Below are 16,870 nucleotides of genomic sequence, written 5' to 3'. Positions count from 1 at the left end.
AAATAGTTTTGGTAATGTAATTAACCTAAAAACAAATAAAAATATCAAATAAAAAATAGCTAATTCAACATGTTGGTAGTGTAGTGATAAGTAAATAATAAATGGATAAAAGACAAATAAAATATTGGTTATCTTGTTTATTATTGACTTAACTTTGTTCATATTATTATTTTATTATTGATTATTAACTAGTTTGTTTACTGCTTCAACAACATCTTGGACTGTTCTTACCGATTTGAATGTCTCAGGATCAACTTTTTTACCAATCTTTTTTTGTAGATGAACGACTAAATCAACAGCATCAATACTATCAAGATCTAACTCTTCAAAAAGTTTTGATTCGGGTTTAATATCGTCTGGCGATAATTCGAAAAGTTGTACAAGTGCAGATTGAACTTGTTCAAAAATTTGTTGCTTGTCCATATATTTAGGCTCCTTGTTGTTGAGACACGATAAAATCAGCTAATGTTTTAACAGAATAAAACATTTTTTTGGTATCATCACTTTCAGCGGATAATACAATACCAAATTGGTTTTTGATTGCTAAACCCAGTTCTAACGCATCAATAGAGTCTAAGCCTAAGCCTTCACCAAATAGGGGGGCTTCAGTATCTATATCCTCAGGAGTGATGTCTTCTAAATTTAATACATTAATTATTAACGTTTTAATTTCATTGTGTAGTTGTTCCATTAAAGTACCTTTATCTTTGCTATAACTTAACTATTCTCAGCCTTAATCAGGACAGAGGTTAAATATCGTGTTAATTTTCTTGCTGCGACGGTTGTATTTGGCTCGACAAAATCATCAATCGAAATTTTTTCACCAACCGTAACGTTGAATGATGTTTTTTTGATAGGGATGTCATACCATTTTTGTTGTTTTATCAAAAAAGGAGGATCGCACTGGATATGAATAAGCCGAATATCGGCATGGCAACGTAATGCAATATTTGCTGCACCTCGTTGTAATTTCATCGGTTGATCTGGAACGGTTCGAGTTCCTTCTGGGAATATGAGTATTCGCCCATTATTGGATAATATTTGTTGGCATTGTGGTAATATCTTTTCCGATTCCGCATTTAATATATATCCGGCTGTTTTGATAATACGACTAATAAAAACGTTATTTAATAATGCGCCTTTGACTAAACAATCGCAACGTGGCATAACAGAAACTAACAGTACCACATCAAGCAAAGAAGGGTGGTTAGCCACAATTAGACAATTTTTATCTTGTTTCAGTTTTTCTAGTCCATCAAATTGATATTGAATAATCCCTAATGATTTTATAATGCCGATAAAAATTTTAAAGCAAATACTTATACTATACTGAGCAACTGTTATTCGGTCGTTTTTATTCCAAATAGCTAGTCTTAATAAACTAAACCAAAAAATTGATAAGACAACAAAACCAAAAACGCCAAACAATAGGAAACCAAATGCTATTGCGAATAATCGCCAACATTGATTTAAAGTATAGATTTTTTTTGAGGTTACTGATTTAATGTCCATTGCCAATCTTGAGAATTTCCTTGAATAATAAAATGTTTTTGTTTACACAAATAAGCGTGTAAAAAAGCGATTGATTGAGGATAAATAGGTTGGTAGACCTGTGATGATTTATCGATGCTTTGACAACTTAATTGATCACCGCTTGTTAATATATAGCCAACGGCATAAGCAGGAACATGATAATTAATCTGTTTTTGATAGGTTTCTGGAACAAAACCATCAAAATCGACAAGCAAGACCTTTTTGTTACCATGATGTAAGATTGAAAATGCTTCAATTAACCCCTGTTGAAAGCTGTCATTGTGTGCAGAAATTGAGCTAATAGGTATACTTCTATTACTGATGATAGTGACTAATCCCGATGCCGTATTATGCACAGAAAGTGCGAAATCGGTCGGTGAAATATCATGATTTTGATTCATCGAAGTTAGGATTTTATGGGTTCTTTCCAATTCACCATGTTGGCTGGTGAAAATCGCTAAATCCAAATGATGATTGTCAATCAGTTCAAGTCCAACATCCACAGCTAATCGAGAGCCCATACTCATTCGACGGGCTTGCATCATCGGTATTTTTTTCGTTTTTGGTAAGGGCATATCCCAATTATGATTAAAAGATGTTGACCATAATTCCCAGTCAGATTTTGTTGAGAGACCAGAAGATAAAGCAAACCAATTTTCAATGGTAAAAGAAAAATTCATTTTTATTTCAATTTTTTAGCATTTTAATTATTTAATTCTTTACTTAACACTATTTTGTAATATTATTACAAAAAAATATCCTTTAACGGATAATTTACTAATACAATACATTAAATCAACAAAAAGGCAATAGATTGACTGGACAAGAAAACATTAGATATGGATATAACGAAGATAAATACTCTGCGTTAGAGGCGATAACGGAAGCACAAAAAATCGCATTTTCGCCTATTTTATTTCAAGCTGTCCTTTGTATGAGAGATAAAGGAATATTAGCAAGTATAGACCGAGCAAGTACTGACGGAATAACGGTTGATAAAATCATTAAAGAGATTGATTTATCTGAATATGCAATTCAATTATTACTCGATATTGGTTTAAGTATGCATGTCATTTATCAACAGCATTCCCGTTATTTTTTGGCAAAAATTGGTCATTATTTATTGCATGACAAAATGACGAAAGTTAATCTTAATTTTACTCAAGATATTTGTTATGAAAGCATGCGCTATCTTCAATCTGCTCTTGAATCGGGAAAACCAGAAGGTTTAAAAGTTTTTGGTGATTGGTCAACCATATATCCTGCCTTACAAGTGTTACCTGAAAAAGCCAAAAAAAGCTGGTTTGAATTTGACCATTTCTATTCTGATCATTCCTTTCCTGCCGCTTTTTCACATATTGAACAATTAAATCCAAAGCATATTTATGATGTGGGTGGCAATACCGGTAAATGGGCACTTTTTTGTGCTAAACAAAATCCGAATATTAGAATAACGCTTTTGGATTTACCGCAGCAAATTCATGTTGCCAAGCAAAATATTCAACAAGCTGGTTTATCTGATCGGATTGAGGGCTTTGAAGTTGATTTATTGAAAGATGAGATTTTACCCAATCAAGCTGATGTTTGGTGGATGAGTCAGTTTCTTGACTGTTTTAGTCGTGAACAAATTACTCGCATTTTAACACTAATTCATCGCAGTATGAAAGATGATGCAACGGTTTGCATTATGGATTTGTTTTGGGATAGGCAGACATTTGAGGCCGGTGCATTAAGTCTGAATGCCTCGTCTTTATATTTCACCTGTTTAGCAAATGGCAATAGTCGTTTTTACCATTCTAAAATATTTTATCAATGTTTAAATGAAGCAGGGTTTCATGTTGAAAAAGATATTGATGGCTTAGGTTATGGACATACGTTGTTAATTTGTAAAAAACGTTAAATCAAAAATTAATCACTTTTATTCAAGGAGTAAACAAATGAAGTTTTTTAAGTTGATAATAGCCACTTTTTTTATCTGTCTATTATTTGGTTGTGCCAATAAGTATGAGGCACCAAGAACAGTTGAGTCATCATCGCAAGGTTTGAGTAAAGAGCAGGTTAAAAATGCTATTTTAGCGGTGAATAAAAAACGTGATACTCGATATGGTATTTGGAAACTAGATTTAATTGATAACAACAATATTCGTGCATCGTTATTAAATCTAAAATATGAAGCTACCATGAATATCAATTTCTCTTCGGAAGGCTATAAAATTCAATATAAATCAGTTAGCCCAAATTTAATTAATAAGAAGGGTGAAGTTCATCGTAACTATAATCGTTGGGTCAATGATCTAGATTATAGAATTCGCCAAAATATCTTCAAAGTCCAGTAAATAAAATCAATTTGGAATGGAATTTAATCTCAAAATAAATTTGTCCAAAATTGATAAAAATTAAGCTCACTTTATTGTGAACTTAATAATTACCTATTTTAGTGCGTTATCATTTTTTTATGATAACGCACTAATCTTCTAAAGTATTCTCGAATTAGTTTAAATAAGTTATTACAGTAAAAATTCCTTATTTTCAAAAAGGAACAAAAAAAATTTTTTACCATTTTTCTAACGATGATATCAATTGTTAAAATTAACTTTCTATTCTTTAAATAGCAGTTTAATATATTAATGTATTCATAAAAATTAGTGAATATTCTTCAAATTCCTTTTTATATCTTTTCATATATTCTTAATTCATCATTTTAGCACTTGAGGACAATGATTATGTTTCAATGGCTTTCAAATTGGATTTTAGATGGACTCAAACACTCACCAGAAATATTATTATTTCTCTCATTGAGTTTAGGTTATTTAATTGGTGGGATTCGTATCGGTAAATTTCAGCTGGGTGGCGTAGCCGGTTCATTGCTTGTCGCTGTAGCACTGAGTGTATTTGGTGTAACTGTTGATGCTGGCGTTAAAGCGGTACTTTTCGCACTATTTATTTATGCTGTTGGGTTTGAAAGTGGCCCCCAGTTTTTCCGATCTTTAGGTATTAAAACATTACGAGAAATCTTTTTAGCACTTTTCATTGCGGTTGCAGGTTTTGTGACTGTCGTTGTTTTAGCAAAAATATTCGATTTAGATAAAGGGTTGGCAGCCGGTCTTGCCGCAGGGGGATTGACACAATCTGCTATTATGGGTACTGCTTCTGATGCGTTAACTCAGCTTGGTTTAAGCGCAGAAGAGCTAAGTCGTTTACAAGGTAATGTTACCATTGGCTATGCTGTAACTTATATCTTTGGTTCCCTTGGTGCCATTATTGTTTGTGTTAATATTTTACCTAAAATCATGGGTAGAGATATCAGCGATGATGCAATTAAGGCGCAGGCTGAACAACTTCATGGCTCGATGTTATTAGGTGCTAATCAAAATTTTGCTTTATCTGATATTAGTGGTCGTTTGTATCGGGTGACAAATAAGATCAATCAAAGTGTTTCTGATATTGAAAAAACGGTAAATGGCATTAGCATTGAACGAATAAAACGAGGCAATAAAATTCTTGAGGCAACACCTGAAACAGTGATTAAAGCTAAAGATATTATTTTAGTTGTTGGTCACCGTGATGCCATGATTCAAGCGAATGATCTTTTGGGTACAGAAATTAATTCTGCATCAGGAATGGATGTGGTGATGAATACTCAAGATGTTGAAATGCGTAATTCTCGTTATGTTGGTGAGAATTTAACACAAGTACTTTCATCTGACGAAGTAATCAGTTTAAAACATGGTATCTATTTAGTTGCGATTCATCGCGATGGTCAAAGCCTTCCATTAAACAATGATATTGTTTTAAAACTAGGTGATGTGATAACCATTTATGGGGCGGATAGTGATCTTCGACGTGTTATAGATCGAATTGGTGCACCGATTACCAAAAGCGAAAAAACAGATTGGATATTTCATGGTTTAGGTCTTGTCGTTGGGCTGATTATTGGATTAATTGTAATTCGTGTTAGCGATATTCCAATTACCCTAGGCGCAGGTGGTGGTGCATTACTTTCTGGTCTCTTATTTGGTTGGTATCGATCTTTCCATCAAACCGTAGGCAATATTCCAACTGGCGCTTTGCAACTTTTAAAAGATTTTGGTTTAGCAGGCTTTGTCGCTGTCGTGGGTTTAAGTTCTGGTCTTCAAGCAATCGATACCATTAAAGAACAAGGTTTATCACTGTTTTTAATCGGAGTTGTGGTCACTCTGTTACCGATGTTACTGGCGATTTATTTTGGTAAATATGTACTTGGTTATAAAAACTCTGCCGTATTTGCCGGTGCTTTAGCGGGTTCACGAAGTGCTAATCCAGCCTTTGGTGAAGTGCTAAATAAAGCAGGCAATTCAACACCGACTAATTCTTTTGCTATTACCTACGCACTGGCGAATGTATTCCTAACTTTATTAGGTCCATTGGTTGTGGCTTTTGTTTAAGCAAATACTCAAATTAAAGGTAAAAGATTATGAAGAACAAATCAGATTACGCAAAATATGCTAATTTAAGTCCTTTTGAATTAAAAGATAACTTAATTAAACTTGCCCAAAGCCATCCTGATCATGCTATGTTAAATGCAGGACGAGGTAATCCTAATTTTTTAGCAACTTGGCCGCGTCAAGCTTTTTTCCAGCTTGGTGTTTTTGCGATTCAAGAATCAGAAATGTCTTATTCTTATCTCAATGAAGGAGTAGGTGGTTTTCCAATTAAAGATGGATTAACAGGGCGTTTTGAGCATTTTATTCGTCAAAATTACAATACCCCTGGTGTTCCATTCTTAGGTAAAGCATTTTCGTATATTCGTGATCAACTTGGTCTTGATGAAAATGCATTTTTACAAGAAATGATAGAAGGAATTTTAGGTTGTAACTATCCTGTTCCTGATCGAATGCTACGGTTCAGCGAAAAAGTCGTCAAATCCTATGTGTTAAGACAAATGGGGGCAAGCTATCTAAATATCGATGATATCGACCTTTTTGCAACCGAAGGTGGTACAGCCGCCATGGCTTATGTTTTCAATTCGATGAAAGAAAATGGTTTGATTCATAATGGCGATAAAATTGCAATTGGTGCACCAATTTTTACCCCTTATCTTGAAATTCCAGCCTTAAATGATTATCAATTAGTTGAAGTATTAATTAATTCGGATCCTAATTTAAATTGGCAGTATCCTGAATCTGAATTACGCAAATTAGAAGATCCTGCTATTAAAGCTTTCTTTCTTGTTAACCCTTCCAATCCACCATCCGTAAAAATTGATGATAAAAGCTTAAAAATTATAGCTGATATTGTTAAAAAACGTCCTGATCTCATTATTTTAACGGATGATGTGTACGGTACATTTGCCGATGATTTCCAATCTTTGTTTGCTATTTGCCCTAAAAATACCATTTTAGTTTACTCATTCTCTAAATATTTTGGGGCAACCGGTTGGCGTTTAGGGGTAATTGCAACCGCACAAGATAATGTCATTGATAAAACAATTCGATCATTGCCAAGTAAAGCAAAACAAGTTTTAAATAAACGTTATAGCTCAATTGTTACCGATCCTGAAAATCTCAAATTTATTGATCGTTTAGTTGCTGACAGTCGTGCAGTTGCATTAAACCATACAGCAGGACTTTCAACACCTCAACAAGTGCAAATGGTATTATTTGCACTTTGTGAAATGATGGACACGGATGAGAGCTATAAAACAACGTTGAAAACATTAATACGTCGTCGTGCGGCTTCGCTATATCAGCATGTGGGTCTGAAACATAAAACAGATGGAAACAGTGTTGATTATTATACGCTAATCGACCTTGAACACATTTGTCGTGAACTTTATGATGATAAATTTGCAAAATGGATTCTTAAAAATAAAAATCCTTCTGAATTGCTATTTAGAATTGCTGATGAAGCGGGTGTGGTGCTATTACCGGGTAAAGGGTTTGCTGTACAACATCCTTCAGCTCGTGCCTCATTAGCTAACTTAAATGAGTATCAATATGCGGCAATTGGCTTATCGATGCGTAAACTGGCTCAAGAGTATTATGATGAATACAAAGGCAAGAAAAAATAGAAAACGAACTTAATCGTTATAATAAATCACATAAAAAGCCCTAATTATTCGGGCTTTTTTTTTATTTAATATCTAATATCAAAATTTTAATAATGAACAAAATAAAATAGCGTTTATGGATATTCCAAACTGATTATTTTTTAATGATTTTTATTATCTCTATGCGGTATAAAAATAATATTTAAGCAATAATTGTGTATCACCTGTTACCTATATTGCTGATTGATTGTTTCAATAAAGCAACATTAGGCTCTCATTGTTCAATGCTCAGTCAGAGTATTTTTAAAAGATACTTTTCATACCTTCTGGTGTATAGCGGTCTCCTTTAATATCAATACGATTTTTTAAATCATTGAGAATGGTAAGATCTTCTTTTTCAAGCGTAACAAAACAGGCATTAACATTTTCGAACAAATATTTTTCTTGTTTTGTACCAGGAATAGGAACAACACCTTCCCATTGCGCAAGCAACCACGCTAAAGCAATTTGACCACTTGTACAATCATATTTAATTGTCATCGGTTTTAGTGCATTTAATAGGAGTTTGTTGTGCTCTATGTTCGCATCTAAAAATCTTGGGTTAGTTTTACGAAAATCACCGTCTGCAAAATCTTTTCCTGACTGATATTTTCCTGTCAAAAAACCACGCCCAAGCGGAGAATAGGGAACCAGTCCAATATTTAACTCTTTTAATAGCGGTAATAGATTATCTTCAATATCCCGAGTCCAAAGTGAATATTCAGTTTGAACAACATCGACTGGAAAGACTGAATGTGCGCGGATTAATAAATCTTTAGGTACTTCACAAAGACCAACATGCTTAATTTTTCCCTCTTTTACTAATGTTGCCATCGTCTCCATTGTTTCCTCAATGGGGTTTTCGGGATTGATTCGATGAATATAAAAGAGGTCGATTTGTTCAATACCTAATCGTTTTAAAGATGCTTCACAGCATGATTTTATGTATTGAGGAGCATTATTTATTTTTCTTTCATAGCCAATAGTATTGTTTCTATCTATTCCACATTTAGTTGCAATGCATATTTGTTCTCGTTGTGATGAAGTTAATTCTTTTAGCAATGTTCCAATGAGTAATTCGTTTTGCCCACGACCATACATATCAGCTGTATCAATCAAGGTTATGCCACTATCCACAACGGAATGTAGCAACCTAATTGAGTGCTGATCATCAGTAGGGCCATAGAACTCACTCAGTCCCATAGCTCCATAACCTATTGCACTGACACTAATATCTGAGCCTAACGTTCTTTGTGGTAATTTATGCATTTAAAAGTTCTCCAATTTGTCCGTCATAATTAATCATTATTAAACCTATATACCGCTCCATCTCCCCATGTTCCTATATAATAATGATTATTGTATAAAGCTAATGCTACAGCACCTGATAACGATGAAACTAATGTATCTAATTTTTTAGTTTTTACATCAATCTGACGTACCATATTGGCTCCATTATCAATTACCGCAACCACACTAGGCGAAACAGTGACAATACCAACACCTGGTCGAGTAAATCCACTACCTAACTCAGTTTTATTGCCATTCGGGTCAATCATTGTTAAACGACCGCTATATTGAGAAACCACTAAACTATTATCAGGAAGTTGTGTGACGCCGACTGGAGTAGATAATCCTCGTACGATAATTTCTTTCTGACCACTGTTCAAATTGAGTGATACTATTTCACCCGTCGAACGATTGGTAATAAGCAAATTTCCAGAATTTGAAAATGCAATGCCTGTCGGAGTATGATAACCGTCAGAAATTTTTTGAGCTTCTCCATTTGCGGTAATTTTTAAAATATAATCATCACTATAAGAAGATACATAGATATTATCTTGTTTATCTATGACAATTCCAGCGGGTGAGGAAATATTCGAATAAACGGTTTGTTTGTTGCCTTTAGTATCTATTTTAACCACTGAATTACCAGACCAATTGGTCACATACATCGCCCCAGAACTGTCAAAGGCAATCCCAGTAGGAGCATTAAATGACTTAGAAACAGTTTTTAATTGGGCCATACTCATCGCTCCATAAAAAGTGGAAAAGATAAAAATGAGGGTAGATAGTAAAAATTTTTTCATAATAGGTATTCTCCTTAAAATTGTTTTAATAACCGATTGATGCTCCACCATCAAGATTGATTGAAGCACCGTTGATATAACCAGCTTTTTTACTGAATAAAAATACAATGGCATTGCCTATATCATTGACATCAGTAAACGGTTAAAAATAATGCCGACACTAAAAGCGGAAATCATTACTCCCATTGCTTTAGGAAATTTTCATTAGGTGTATTCTTAGCTGTATAGGCAAACAATGTAGCCGGAACTGACGATGCAAAAAAACTATTAATGACATAATGATTAAATAGAGATTGAAGAATTCGTCGATACTGGATATACCAAGACAAATAATGGTCTCAATACTTCCAAACACCACTAATAATTTTGTTGATACTTAATTTGATAAAGGACCATAAATAAAAAAAGTACATAGCATAAAAAAATAAGATAATCTAAAAATACTTCTTGCATCTAAAATATCAATATTAAAACATTTTGAAATTTTCTGAAAAATGAGTTGTCTGATATAAACTGAACCGACCAAAATTACAATGATTACGACAGAAACAAGAATACTTATGATTATTTATTCTTGTTTCTGTAATGATTTCATAATCTGATTTATCTTTTGTTTCGATGAATACTCATTGCTACACCTTCGCCACCACCGACACATAATGCTACGATACCGACATTGAGTTTCTGTGATATTAGTTGATGTATAAGTGTAACCAAGACACGACAACCTGATGCACCAATTGGATGTCCTAATGCAATTGCACCACCGTTAACATTAAGTTTATCGTTAGGTAACGCTAATACTTTTTGGACAGCTAAAGATTGCGAAGCAAATGCTTCATTACATTCAAACAGATCGACATCATCAATAGACATACCTGTTTTCTTCAAACAAGCTTCTATGGCACTAATCGGACCCAGCCCCATTACAGAAGGATTGATACCAGTATTGGCAAAAGCAGATATCGTGACCATAGGTGTTAATCCTAAAGACATTGCTTTTTGTTTACTGCATACTATTACTGCTGCTGCACCATCATTAAGGGATGATGCATTACCAGCAGTGACAACTCCCTCTTTTTTGAAGACAGGTTTTAATGTTGATAATTTTTCCAGTGTTGTTTCTCTCGGTCCTTCATCTTTATCAATCACGACTTCCCCTTTTTTGGTGGCTAAAGTTATTGGAATGATTTCATTGGCAAAACAATTATTCTGTATTGCATTTAAGGCTTTCTGATGCGAGGACAGTGCAAAAATATCTTGTTCTTCACGAGTAATATGATGACTTTCTGCAATATTTTCAGCTGTTACCCCCATGTGATACTGATGAAAGGCATCGGTTAATCCGTCATGAACGAGTGTGTCAATTAATGCCGAATTCCCTAAACGGTTACCTTTACGAATTCCTTTAACAGCATGCGCTGCGGTTGACATGCTTTCTTGTCCTCCTGCGATGATCATTTGCGCATCGCCATTTCTAATTGCTTGAACAGCTAAATTGATAGCCACCAAACCCGAACCACAGACTTTATTCACCGTTAATCCCGTTACTTTTTCGGGTAAACCTGCTTTGATCGCTGTTTGTCTTGCTGGATTTTGTCCACAACCAGCGGTTAAAACTTGTCCCATAATGACTTGATCGATTTCGTTAGCAGGAATATTCGATTCTTTTAGCATATTTTTAATGAGCATTGCGCCTAATTCTGTTGCTGGTATGTCAGCAAAACTACCAAGAAATGCTCCAATAGCGGTTCTATTGGCTGCTACAATTACAATTTCTTCCATATTAAAATTTCTCCAATCTAAATGTTAATTATCTTTAACATTGCTTTTTTTAAATCATAAAACTTGCCAGTTATTTTGTTTGGCAAGTTGTAACATCGTAGGATGATCGCCGACGTAAACAGAATGACCGACACAAGACAACATATTTAAATCAGAAATATCGTCTCCATACCCGTAGCTACTGCTTAAATCGATTTCTTGTTCTAAGGCAAATTTTTCGATTGCGGTGGCTTTACCCGCTCCAATAGTTTGTATCCCTGTAATTTCACCTGTTAAAATTCGCTGTTGGTCAACAACTGGATTAACACACAAAATGTCATCGACTTTTAAATATTCAGCAATCGGTTTTAAAAGCGGTAGCATTGACCCAGAAACAAATACTGTTCGTTCGCCTCTAGTTTGATGTTGATGTAAACGATCAACTGTTTTTTGAATAAAGGCATTGTTGTTGACAACATTTTGCTCAAACCAAATCTTACCGATTGAAAATAGTTCATCCATGCTCATACCCGAAAGTAATTGGTAGTACATGGAATTGAGTTCTTCTCTTGGTCGATTGTTAGCTCTTGCTTGTTTGAATGCGTCATCAAATTGAACTTTGAGATCATGAAGTTTTTTTACTTCAGACAGATATTCAAAAAAATTAAACATACTTTTGATCGTTATAAGTGTTTCATCCACATCAAAAAATGCAGCTATAGCTTGATTTGTATTACTTTTTGTTTGCATCATGCTCAGCGTCCTTACTTATATAAGCCCTGCTTTTGGTTAGAAAGTTAGGATCAGTTCCTATCACGCCTGCATCTGACCACCGTGAAGGGGAAACTTCTTGAAGGCTAATCGAGATTTTATCGATAGGGCAACCTAAAATTTTTTGCGTCGCAACTGTTATTTCTTCGAGTAATTTTTTAGCTTTTTCATCATCAGATATCGGCCAGCTGATAATATTGAAATGTGGCATGTTATTTCTCCTTAATTGGGGTTGTAATTAAATGGTCAAATAAATCTATTTGACTCAATTTGAGTTGGGCATGGACATCGCCTCCTAATCCGAAATATCCAATTGCACCGCCATAAGACTGTTGTGAACTCATGAACAGGACAATGACGTTGATAATTCGATTACTGTCTTTTTCATGTTTTGGAAAAGGATTGTTCAAAATGGCATAATAGTTAGCAAAACCGTTACTATCAGTCACAAAAACATTAGGAATTCCTAAAGGCCCAGGGCGAGTTAATTCTTGCGGATTAAGATCTTTTTCTCTTAAGCTCATTACGGTGTAAAGGCTATTTGGTATTAAGTTTTTAAAACAAAAATCAAATCTAGCAACGGAACCATCAATGGTTACATCAAGTGTTCCTTGCGCTTTTAACCAATCACTCAGTACAATTTTATTGAGTTTTCGAAGTCCGTCATTTTCCCGATAGTCATAGATATAACCATTACTTAATGGAAGACTAAAGCGTTGGATTTGTGAAGGATTAGGGCATTGTTTCGGTGCAAAGACTATTGGATAATTATTTAAAGGTAGTGAAAGTGGTAATGAAAAAAATTCTATTTCTGCGAGTCTTTTTTCGTTTTTAATATCTAATTCTTCAAGAATTGTATAAGCACTTGTTTCCCCAAATTTGGGTAATTGGCTTTTTTTGGCCCCCCCCCATGAGATTGCATTATCCTCCTTGATTAAATTTAGCACAACAACAAAGTTACCGTGCTTATTAACTACTTCAGAAGGCGGATATAAGGGACCTTGAGTTGTTGGAATTAATTGGAATTTTGACACAAAGCTTTCCTTATTCTATGCCATAAAACTTTTATATTCAGTCAAATATAGATCCAAAGTATCTTGAGCTAACTTTGATTCTCTTTCTAAAAGTTCTTTCGCTGGATATACCACGTAACTGGTCAACATTGTGGCGCAAATTTTATCTGCCTGTTTAAGCGTTACTTTTGCTTTCAGTTTAGACCGATAATCATTTTGGTCTATGTCGAGAAGTTCGAAATGAATAATGGCAGGTAAAGGAAATAAAAAGTTTTCAAAATTGACATTCATTTCATTGATGACAAAATAGGTGTCTTTTTTATTTTCATTTGCGAGAAAAAATTCTTCTGTTATTGCAATGAAAGTTTGTCTGAAAGCTTCAGTGATAATCATTCCCTGTACATGACTACCAGTTTGATGATCACCCATAAGCATATTTCTTTCATCAAGAATAAAAGGTAATTCGAAATTAGATTGATCCAATTTTTTTGCTTGACCGATTAGCACGTTATAAGTGTTGTGTTGATGAGTATAAATATTCGGTGCAAAATTATTACCATAAAATGAAAATAATGAATTCAAATCCAAATGTTCAGGGCTATTGTTGCTAATGTTAAATTTTCTTACTTCATCATTTTTACACCCTAATCCAGGGAATAAATGTTTTTTATTGTTAAAAACTTTTGCAGGCATTTGTGCCATTATGGCAAGTTGGCTTAACGTAATCGTTCCATCAAGTTTTGCAAATTCATTGAATTTATCACCAACAACGACCAATTTATTCAAAATGATTCTCCTTTTAATTAATAGTATAAATCTATTGGAAAGAAAATTTTAATAGATTTTTGTGCAAAGTCCTTTTTTATAGAAACTTTTATTACTGATAAGATATTTTGCTTTTTTAAAAACAAATTCATGAATTTCCTTTTTTATTTCTTTTTCACAGGATAACGATTTATTAATAAATATAGATATGGCATATTTTATTTCCTTTATTTATTGGCATACAAAAGTGATCATTAGTTGTACAAGTATGTAAAGACTAAATGGAAATAACAAAATACAAAAATACTTATTTTGTGATATGAAATTGATATCAAAGAGAATATTTTCTGTGTTAAGTCGATTGAATTTGATTGGAATTATTAAACTTTAACTTGATGATTTAATTGACAATTAAATGTTTTTCTTAATATGATTTCGTGATGATGGTTAGAAATTTAGAATGAAAGGCAGTGTGTTATACACAAATCATTCAAGAGAGTGTGTTTTGATATTGACGCAAGGATTTGAATAACTAAATTCCATTTGTCTGATCTAAAAAGATGGGTATTGAGTTTTATTATGATTAATCTGTTATCGCCATATTATTGTATTGTGATACTCTGAATTGCCATGACAAAACTCGCTAATAAAGATATTTGTTCAATAATGTGGTCAGTTGCCACACTATTAAATCAGTTTGTGAATATATTTATTACATCGTTTTGATTAATCCTTTTTCATAACAGTTTTATACGCACCTGTTGCACCTATAACGCCACCAATCACCATGAAAGCACCGATTAACTGTAAAGCAGTTGGTATCAAGCCATTTATAAAAGCCAATAATAGAGTAAAAACGGGGACTAAATTGAAAAATACAGACGTTTTTGCCGCACCAAGATTTTTTATACCGACGTTCCAAAATAAATAAGCCAGTACTGAACCAATTATTCCCATGTAAATAAGTATTAAGTGATGACACAATGAAATATTAATGATTGCATTCACTAAATTACCCTGAAATATTGTAAATAGAACAATGCCTACTGTACCTATTAACATGGTAAAACTTGTGGTTTGTAGTGGTGTTGAGTTGCTGATAAATTTACGACATCCGACAGTATAGATTGCCCAGGCTAAATTACCCAATAAAATGATTAAATCACCACGGTTAAAATGCAACTTGATAATATTATTAATATCGCCATTACTTATAACAAAAATCACACCAACCAAACTTATTAACATGCCAATTACTTGTGACCATAACACTCGATATTTATCAACAATTGACGCAATTAACGTTGTTGTGATAGGTGACGTTGCCATGATAAGTGCACCATTAATCGGAGATGTTGTTTGTAATCCTATAAAGAAAGCCAAATTGAATCCGGTGATACCACATAAACCAAGAAGAGTATACGGTTTCCAATTTGATTTAAATGCAATGATATTATTTTTATCTTTAATAAGCATAAAAATAAAAATGGCAATAGCGGCGATAATAAAACGTTCAGATGCAGCTGTAAGAGGGGTGACAGATGCCACAACAATCGAGCCCGCATTAAAATTAGAACCCCAAAAAAAGGCAGATAAAGTGACAAGTAAAAAAGCTAACTTATTGTTTTTCATTTTGTTTCTCTTATTTTTGAAAAATTATCTAAACTATTGAAGGCATTAACAATTTATTGGTAGCAATTAATTAATACATCTTAAATTTCCTTTTTTAATGCAGTTTTTTAATAATGTTTGTAATCTTAACTAGCAAAAACTTTAGGCCCTTGTGATAAAACATTGTTAATAATTTGATGATAAGTTTTACTTTCCTTTTTAAGAAATAAATTAGCTCATAAATTGTTTTTTATCTTTAAAATCAAAAAATTATTAATAAATCAAATAAATTGTATATCATTTTATTGATAATTCATTTATAGTACAATGATCAAAATTACAACATTAAATTTCAAAAATGAAATTATCAATCGATGACTTATTCATATTTGTTAATGTAATTAAAGAAGGTAGTATCGTTAAAGCGTCAACTAAGCTTTCAATACCATCTCCGACAATCAGTAGGCGCTTAACTGAGTTAGAAAAAGCTATTGGTGGTCTCTTGATGTTCAGAAGCAGTAGAAAAATAACGCTGACTACATTGGGACAAATGTATATTGCTAAATTTACCAACTTAGTAGAGGAGTTTGTCGAAACAGCTGAAAATTTAAATGATTATTATAAAAAATTATCGGGCACAATTAAAATAACAGCACCAATAAGCCTAACACATCAATGGTTTGGTAAGTGTATTTTTTCTTTTATGAAAAAATACCCGGATATAAAAATAGATTTAATGGCAACTAATAAAGTTGTCGATTTGGCTGATTTGAATATTGATCTTGCTATCCGAGTAGGAAATCTAACCGATAGCAATTGGGTAGCAAAAAGAATTTTATTATCCAAAAATATATTGTGTACCTCTAAAGAATATTTGAAACGAATGGGTGGTTGCGTTCATCCATTTCATTTATTGGATAAAAATTTAATCAATATTAGTCATAATTTAAGTTGGTCATTGACCAATAAAAATAAACATGAATATTATGAAGTGAGGTCAATTCCATGTTTAGTCATGGATGATACGGAACTGATCATTGAGGCTGCAAAAGAAGGAATGGGGATTTGCTTTGTCCCTTCTCAGTTTGTCAAAAATAGTATATTAAAGGGGGAGTTGGTACAAATATTACCAGAATGGATTGGCAGCACTAGACCTATTTATTTAATATTTAAGGATAGAAATTACATGCCTAATAGAGTAAGAATTTTCAAAGAACATATTGAGAATTATGTGGATTTAAATATATAGAGGTTTA

At 33.3% G+C, this 16,870-nt stretch carries 18 protein-coding genes; 5 read left to right on the top strand and 13 right to left on the bottom strand.

Features of this window, described 5'->3' with window-relative positions; translation table 11 throughout:
• Nucleotides 1–174: 174 nt before the first annotated feature.
• From ACGH6R_RS03505 to ACGH6R_RS03490, 4 genes are read right to left on the bottom strand one after another with little or no spacing between them, the layout of a single operon-like run.
• Nucleotides 175–423 (bottom strand): acyl carrier protein, encoded by a 249-nt coding sequence (locus tag ACGH6R_RS03505; RefSeq protein ID WP_267351635.1) that lies wholly within the window; start codon nt 421–423, stop codon nt 175–177.
• A gap of 4 nt (nt 424–427) precedes the next feature.
• Complete coding sequence (locus tag ACGH6R_RS03500) at nt 428–691, bottom strand: phosphopantetheine-binding protein (RefSeq protein ID WP_065559113.1); 264 nt, start codon at nt 689–691, stop codon at nt 428–430.
• Nucleotides 692–717: 26 nt separating this feature from the next.
• Nucleotides 718–1,512, bottom strand: a complete 795-nt coding sequence (locus ACGH6R_RS03495) for a lysophospholipid acyltransferase family protein (RefSeq protein WP_267351631.1) — start codon at nt 1,510–1,512, stop codon at nt 718–720.
• A complete protein-coding gene (locus tag ACGH6R_RS03490) occupies nt 1,494–2,213 on the bottom strand; it encodes a beta-ketoacyl synthase chain length factor (RefSeq protein ID WP_267351630.1) in 720 nt (239 codons plus the stop codon). Before ACGH6R_RS03490 ends, ACGH6R_RS03495 begins: the two co-directional genes overlap by 19 nt.
• 152 nt (nt 2,214–2,365) lie before the next feature.
• Here ACGH6R_RS03490 and ACGH6R_RS03485 point away from each other — a divergent pair, with 152 nt between their 5' ends.
• From ACGH6R_RS03485 to ACGH6R_RS03470, 4 genes are all read left to right on the top strand, one after another.
• Complete coding sequence (locus tag ACGH6R_RS03485) at nt 2,366–3,433, top strand: class I SAM-dependent methyltransferase (RefSeq protein ID WP_411598967.1); 1,068 nt, start codon at nt 2,366–2,368, stop codon at nt 3,431–3,433.
• 37 nt (nt 3,434–3,470) lie between these two features.
• Nucleotides 3,471–3,869 (top strand): hypothetical protein, encoded by a 399-nt coding sequence (locus tag ACGH6R_RS03480; RefSeq protein ID WP_267351626.1) that lies wholly within the window; start codon nt 3,471–3,473, stop codon nt 3,867–3,869.
• A 387-nt stretch (nt 3,870–4,256) separates the two neighbouring features.
• Entirely contained in the window at nt 4,257–5,957 is a 1,701-nt protein-coding gene (gene aspT / locus ACGH6R_RS03475) for an aspartate-alanine antiporter (RefSeq protein WP_267359133.1), read from the top strand.
• Between the two features lie 29 nt (nt 5,958–5,986).
• On the top strand, nt 5,987–7,582 hold the full coding sequence (locus ACGH6R_RS03470; protein WP_411598912.1) for a bifunctional aspartate transaminase/aspartate 4-decarboxylase: 1,596 nt from the start codon (nt 5,987–5,989) through the stop codon (nt 7,580–7,582).
• Between the two features lie 282 nt (nt 7,583–7,864).
• Here ACGH6R_RS03470 and ACGH6R_RS03465 read toward each other — a convergent pair whose 3' ends face one another.
• From ACGH6R_RS03465 to ACGH6R_RS03425, 9 genes are all read right to left on the bottom strand, one after another.
• Nucleotides 7,865–8,869, bottom strand: coding sequence for an aldo/keto reductase (locus tag ACGH6R_RS03465; protein WP_411598911.1), 1,005 nt, complete (start codon nt 8,867–8,869; stop codon nt 7,865–7,867).
• A gap of 29 nt (nt 8,870–8,898) precedes the next feature.
• A complete protein-coding gene (locus ACGH6R_RS03460) occupies nt 8,899–9,690 on the bottom strand; it encodes a serine/threonine protein kinase (RefSeq protein WP_411598910.1) in 792 nt (263 codons plus the stop codon).
• A 25-nt stretch (nt 9,691–9,715) separates the two neighbouring features.
• Nucleotides 9,716–9,811: a hypothetical protein gene (locus ACGH6R_RS03455; protein WP_411598966.1), complete on the bottom strand. Its 96-nt coding sequence runs from the start codon at nt 9,809–9,811 to the stop codon at nt 9,716–9,718.
• A 482-nt stretch (nt 9,812–10,293) separates the two neighbouring features.
• A complete protein-coding gene (locus ACGH6R_RS03450) occupies nt 10,294–11,475 on the bottom strand; it encodes an acetyl-CoA C-acetyltransferase (protein ID WP_411598909.1) in 1,182 nt (393 codons plus the stop codon).
• A gap of 54 nt (nt 11,476–11,529) precedes the next feature.
• The gene (locus ACGH6R_RS03445; RefSeq protein WP_411598908.1) at nt 11,530–12,207 is read right to left on the bottom strand and encodes an HAD family hydrolase; all 678 of its coding nucleotides are present in this window, start codon (nt 12,205–12,207) and stop codon (nt 11,530–11,532) included.
• Nucleotides 12,188–12,436, bottom strand: a complete 249-nt coding sequence (locus ACGH6R_RS03440) for a tautomerase family protein (RefSeq protein WP_411598907.1) — start codon at nt 12,434–12,436, stop codon at nt 12,188–12,190. The genes ACGH6R_RS03445 and ACGH6R_RS03440 overlap by 20 nt, the downstream gene beginning before the upstream one ends.
• A gap of 1 nt (nt 12,437) precedes the next feature.
• Entirely contained in the window at nt 12,438–13,259 is an 822-nt protein-coding gene (locus ACGH6R_RS03435; protein WP_411598906.1) for a hypothetical protein, read from the bottom strand.
• A gap of 15 nt (nt 13,260–13,274) precedes the next feature.
• Entirely contained in the window at nt 13,275–14,024 is a 750-nt protein-coding gene (locus tag ACGH6R_RS03430; RefSeq protein ID WP_411598905.1) for an AfsA-related hotdog domain-containing protein, read from the bottom strand.
• Nucleotides 14,025–14,729: 705 nt separating this feature from the next.
• Complete coding sequence (locus ACGH6R_RS03425; protein WP_267377996.1) at nt 14,730–15,635, bottom strand: DMT family transporter; 906 nt, start codon at nt 15,633–15,635, stop codon at nt 14,730–14,732.
• A 337-nt stretch (nt 15,636–15,972) separates the two neighbouring features.
• Between ACGH6R_RS03425 and ACGH6R_RS03420 the strand changes: the two genes are divergently transcribed.
• Nucleotides 15,973–16,863, top strand: coding sequence for a LysR family transcriptional regulator (locus tag ACGH6R_RS03420; protein ID WP_411598904.1), 891 nt, complete (start codon nt 15,973–15,975; stop codon nt 16,861–16,863).
• The last annotated feature ends 7 nt before the right edge of the window (nt 16,864–16,870 follow it).

The sequence above is a fragment of the Gilliamella sp. CG13 genome (genome assembly GCF_046635805.1).
Taxonomy (GTDB): domain Bacteria; phylum Pseudomonadota; class Gammaproteobacteria; order Enterobacterales; family Orbaceae; genus Gilliamella; species Gilliamella apicola_I.
Note: the sequence above shows the minus strand (reverse complement) of the source record. Positions and strands in the feature narration are given on the sequence as shown.

What these genes read in the sequence shown, in the direction of transcription:
- ACGH6R_RS03495 (WP_267351631.1), bottom strand. Translation starts at nt 1,512, where the DNA reads ATGGACATTAAATCAGTAACCTCAAAAAAAATCTATACTTTAAATCAA.
- ACGH6R_RS03440 (WP_411598907.1), bottom strand. Translation starts at nt 12,436, where the DNA reads ATGCCACATTTCAATATTATCAGCTGGCCGATATCTGATGATGAAAAA.
- ACGH6R_RS03445 (WP_411598908.1), bottom strand. Translation starts at nt 12,207, where the DNA reads ATGATGCAAACAAAAAGTAATACAAATCAAGCTATAGCTGCATTTTTT.
- ACGH6R_RS03480 (WP_267351626.1), top strand. Translation starts at nt 3,471, where the DNA reads ATGAAGTTTTTTAAGTTGATAATAGCCACTTTTTTTATCTGTCTATTA.
- ACGH6R_RS03450 (WP_411598909.1), bottom strand. Translation starts at nt 11,475, where the DNA reads ATGGAAGAAATTGTAATTGTAGCAGCCAATAGAACCGCTATTGGAGCA.
- ACGH6R_RS03420 (WP_411598904.1), top strand. Translation starts at nt 15,973, where the DNA reads ATGAAATTATCAATCGATGACTTATTCATATTTGTTAATGTAATTAAA.
- ACGH6R_RS03490 (WP_267351630.1), bottom strand. Translation starts at nt 2,213, where the DNA reads ATGAATTTTTCTTTTACCATTGAAAATTGGTTTGCTTTATCTTCTGGT.
- ACGH6R_RS03465 (WP_411598911.1), bottom strand. Translation starts at nt 8,869, where the DNA reads ATGCATAAATTACCACAAAGAACGTTAGGCTCAGATATTAGTGTCAGT.
- ACGH6R_RS03425 (WP_267377996.1), bottom strand. Translation starts at nt 15,635, where the DNA reads ATGAAAAACAATAAGTTAGCTTTTTTACTTGTCACTTTATCTGCCTTT.
- ACGH6R_RS03500 (WP_065559113.1), bottom strand. Translation starts at nt 691, where the DNA reads ATGGAACAACTACACAATGAAATTAAAACGTTAATAATTAATGTATTA.
- ACGH6R_RS03470 (WP_411598912.1), top strand. Translation starts at nt 5,987, where the DNA reads ATGAAGAACAAATCAGATTACGCAAAATATGCTAATTTAAGTCCTTTT.
- ACGH6R_RS03460 (WP_411598910.1), bottom strand. Translation starts at nt 9,690, where the DNA reads ATGAAAAAATTTTTACTATCTACCCTCATTTTTATCTTTTCCACTTTT.
- aspT (WP_267359133.1), top strand. Translation starts at nt 4,257, where the DNA reads ATGTTTCAATGGCTTTCAAATTGGATTTTAGATGGACTCAAACACTCA.
- ACGH6R_RS03505 (WP_267351635.1), bottom strand. Translation starts at nt 423, where the DNA reads ATGGACAAGCAACAAATTTTTGAACAAGTTCAATCTGCACTTGTACAA.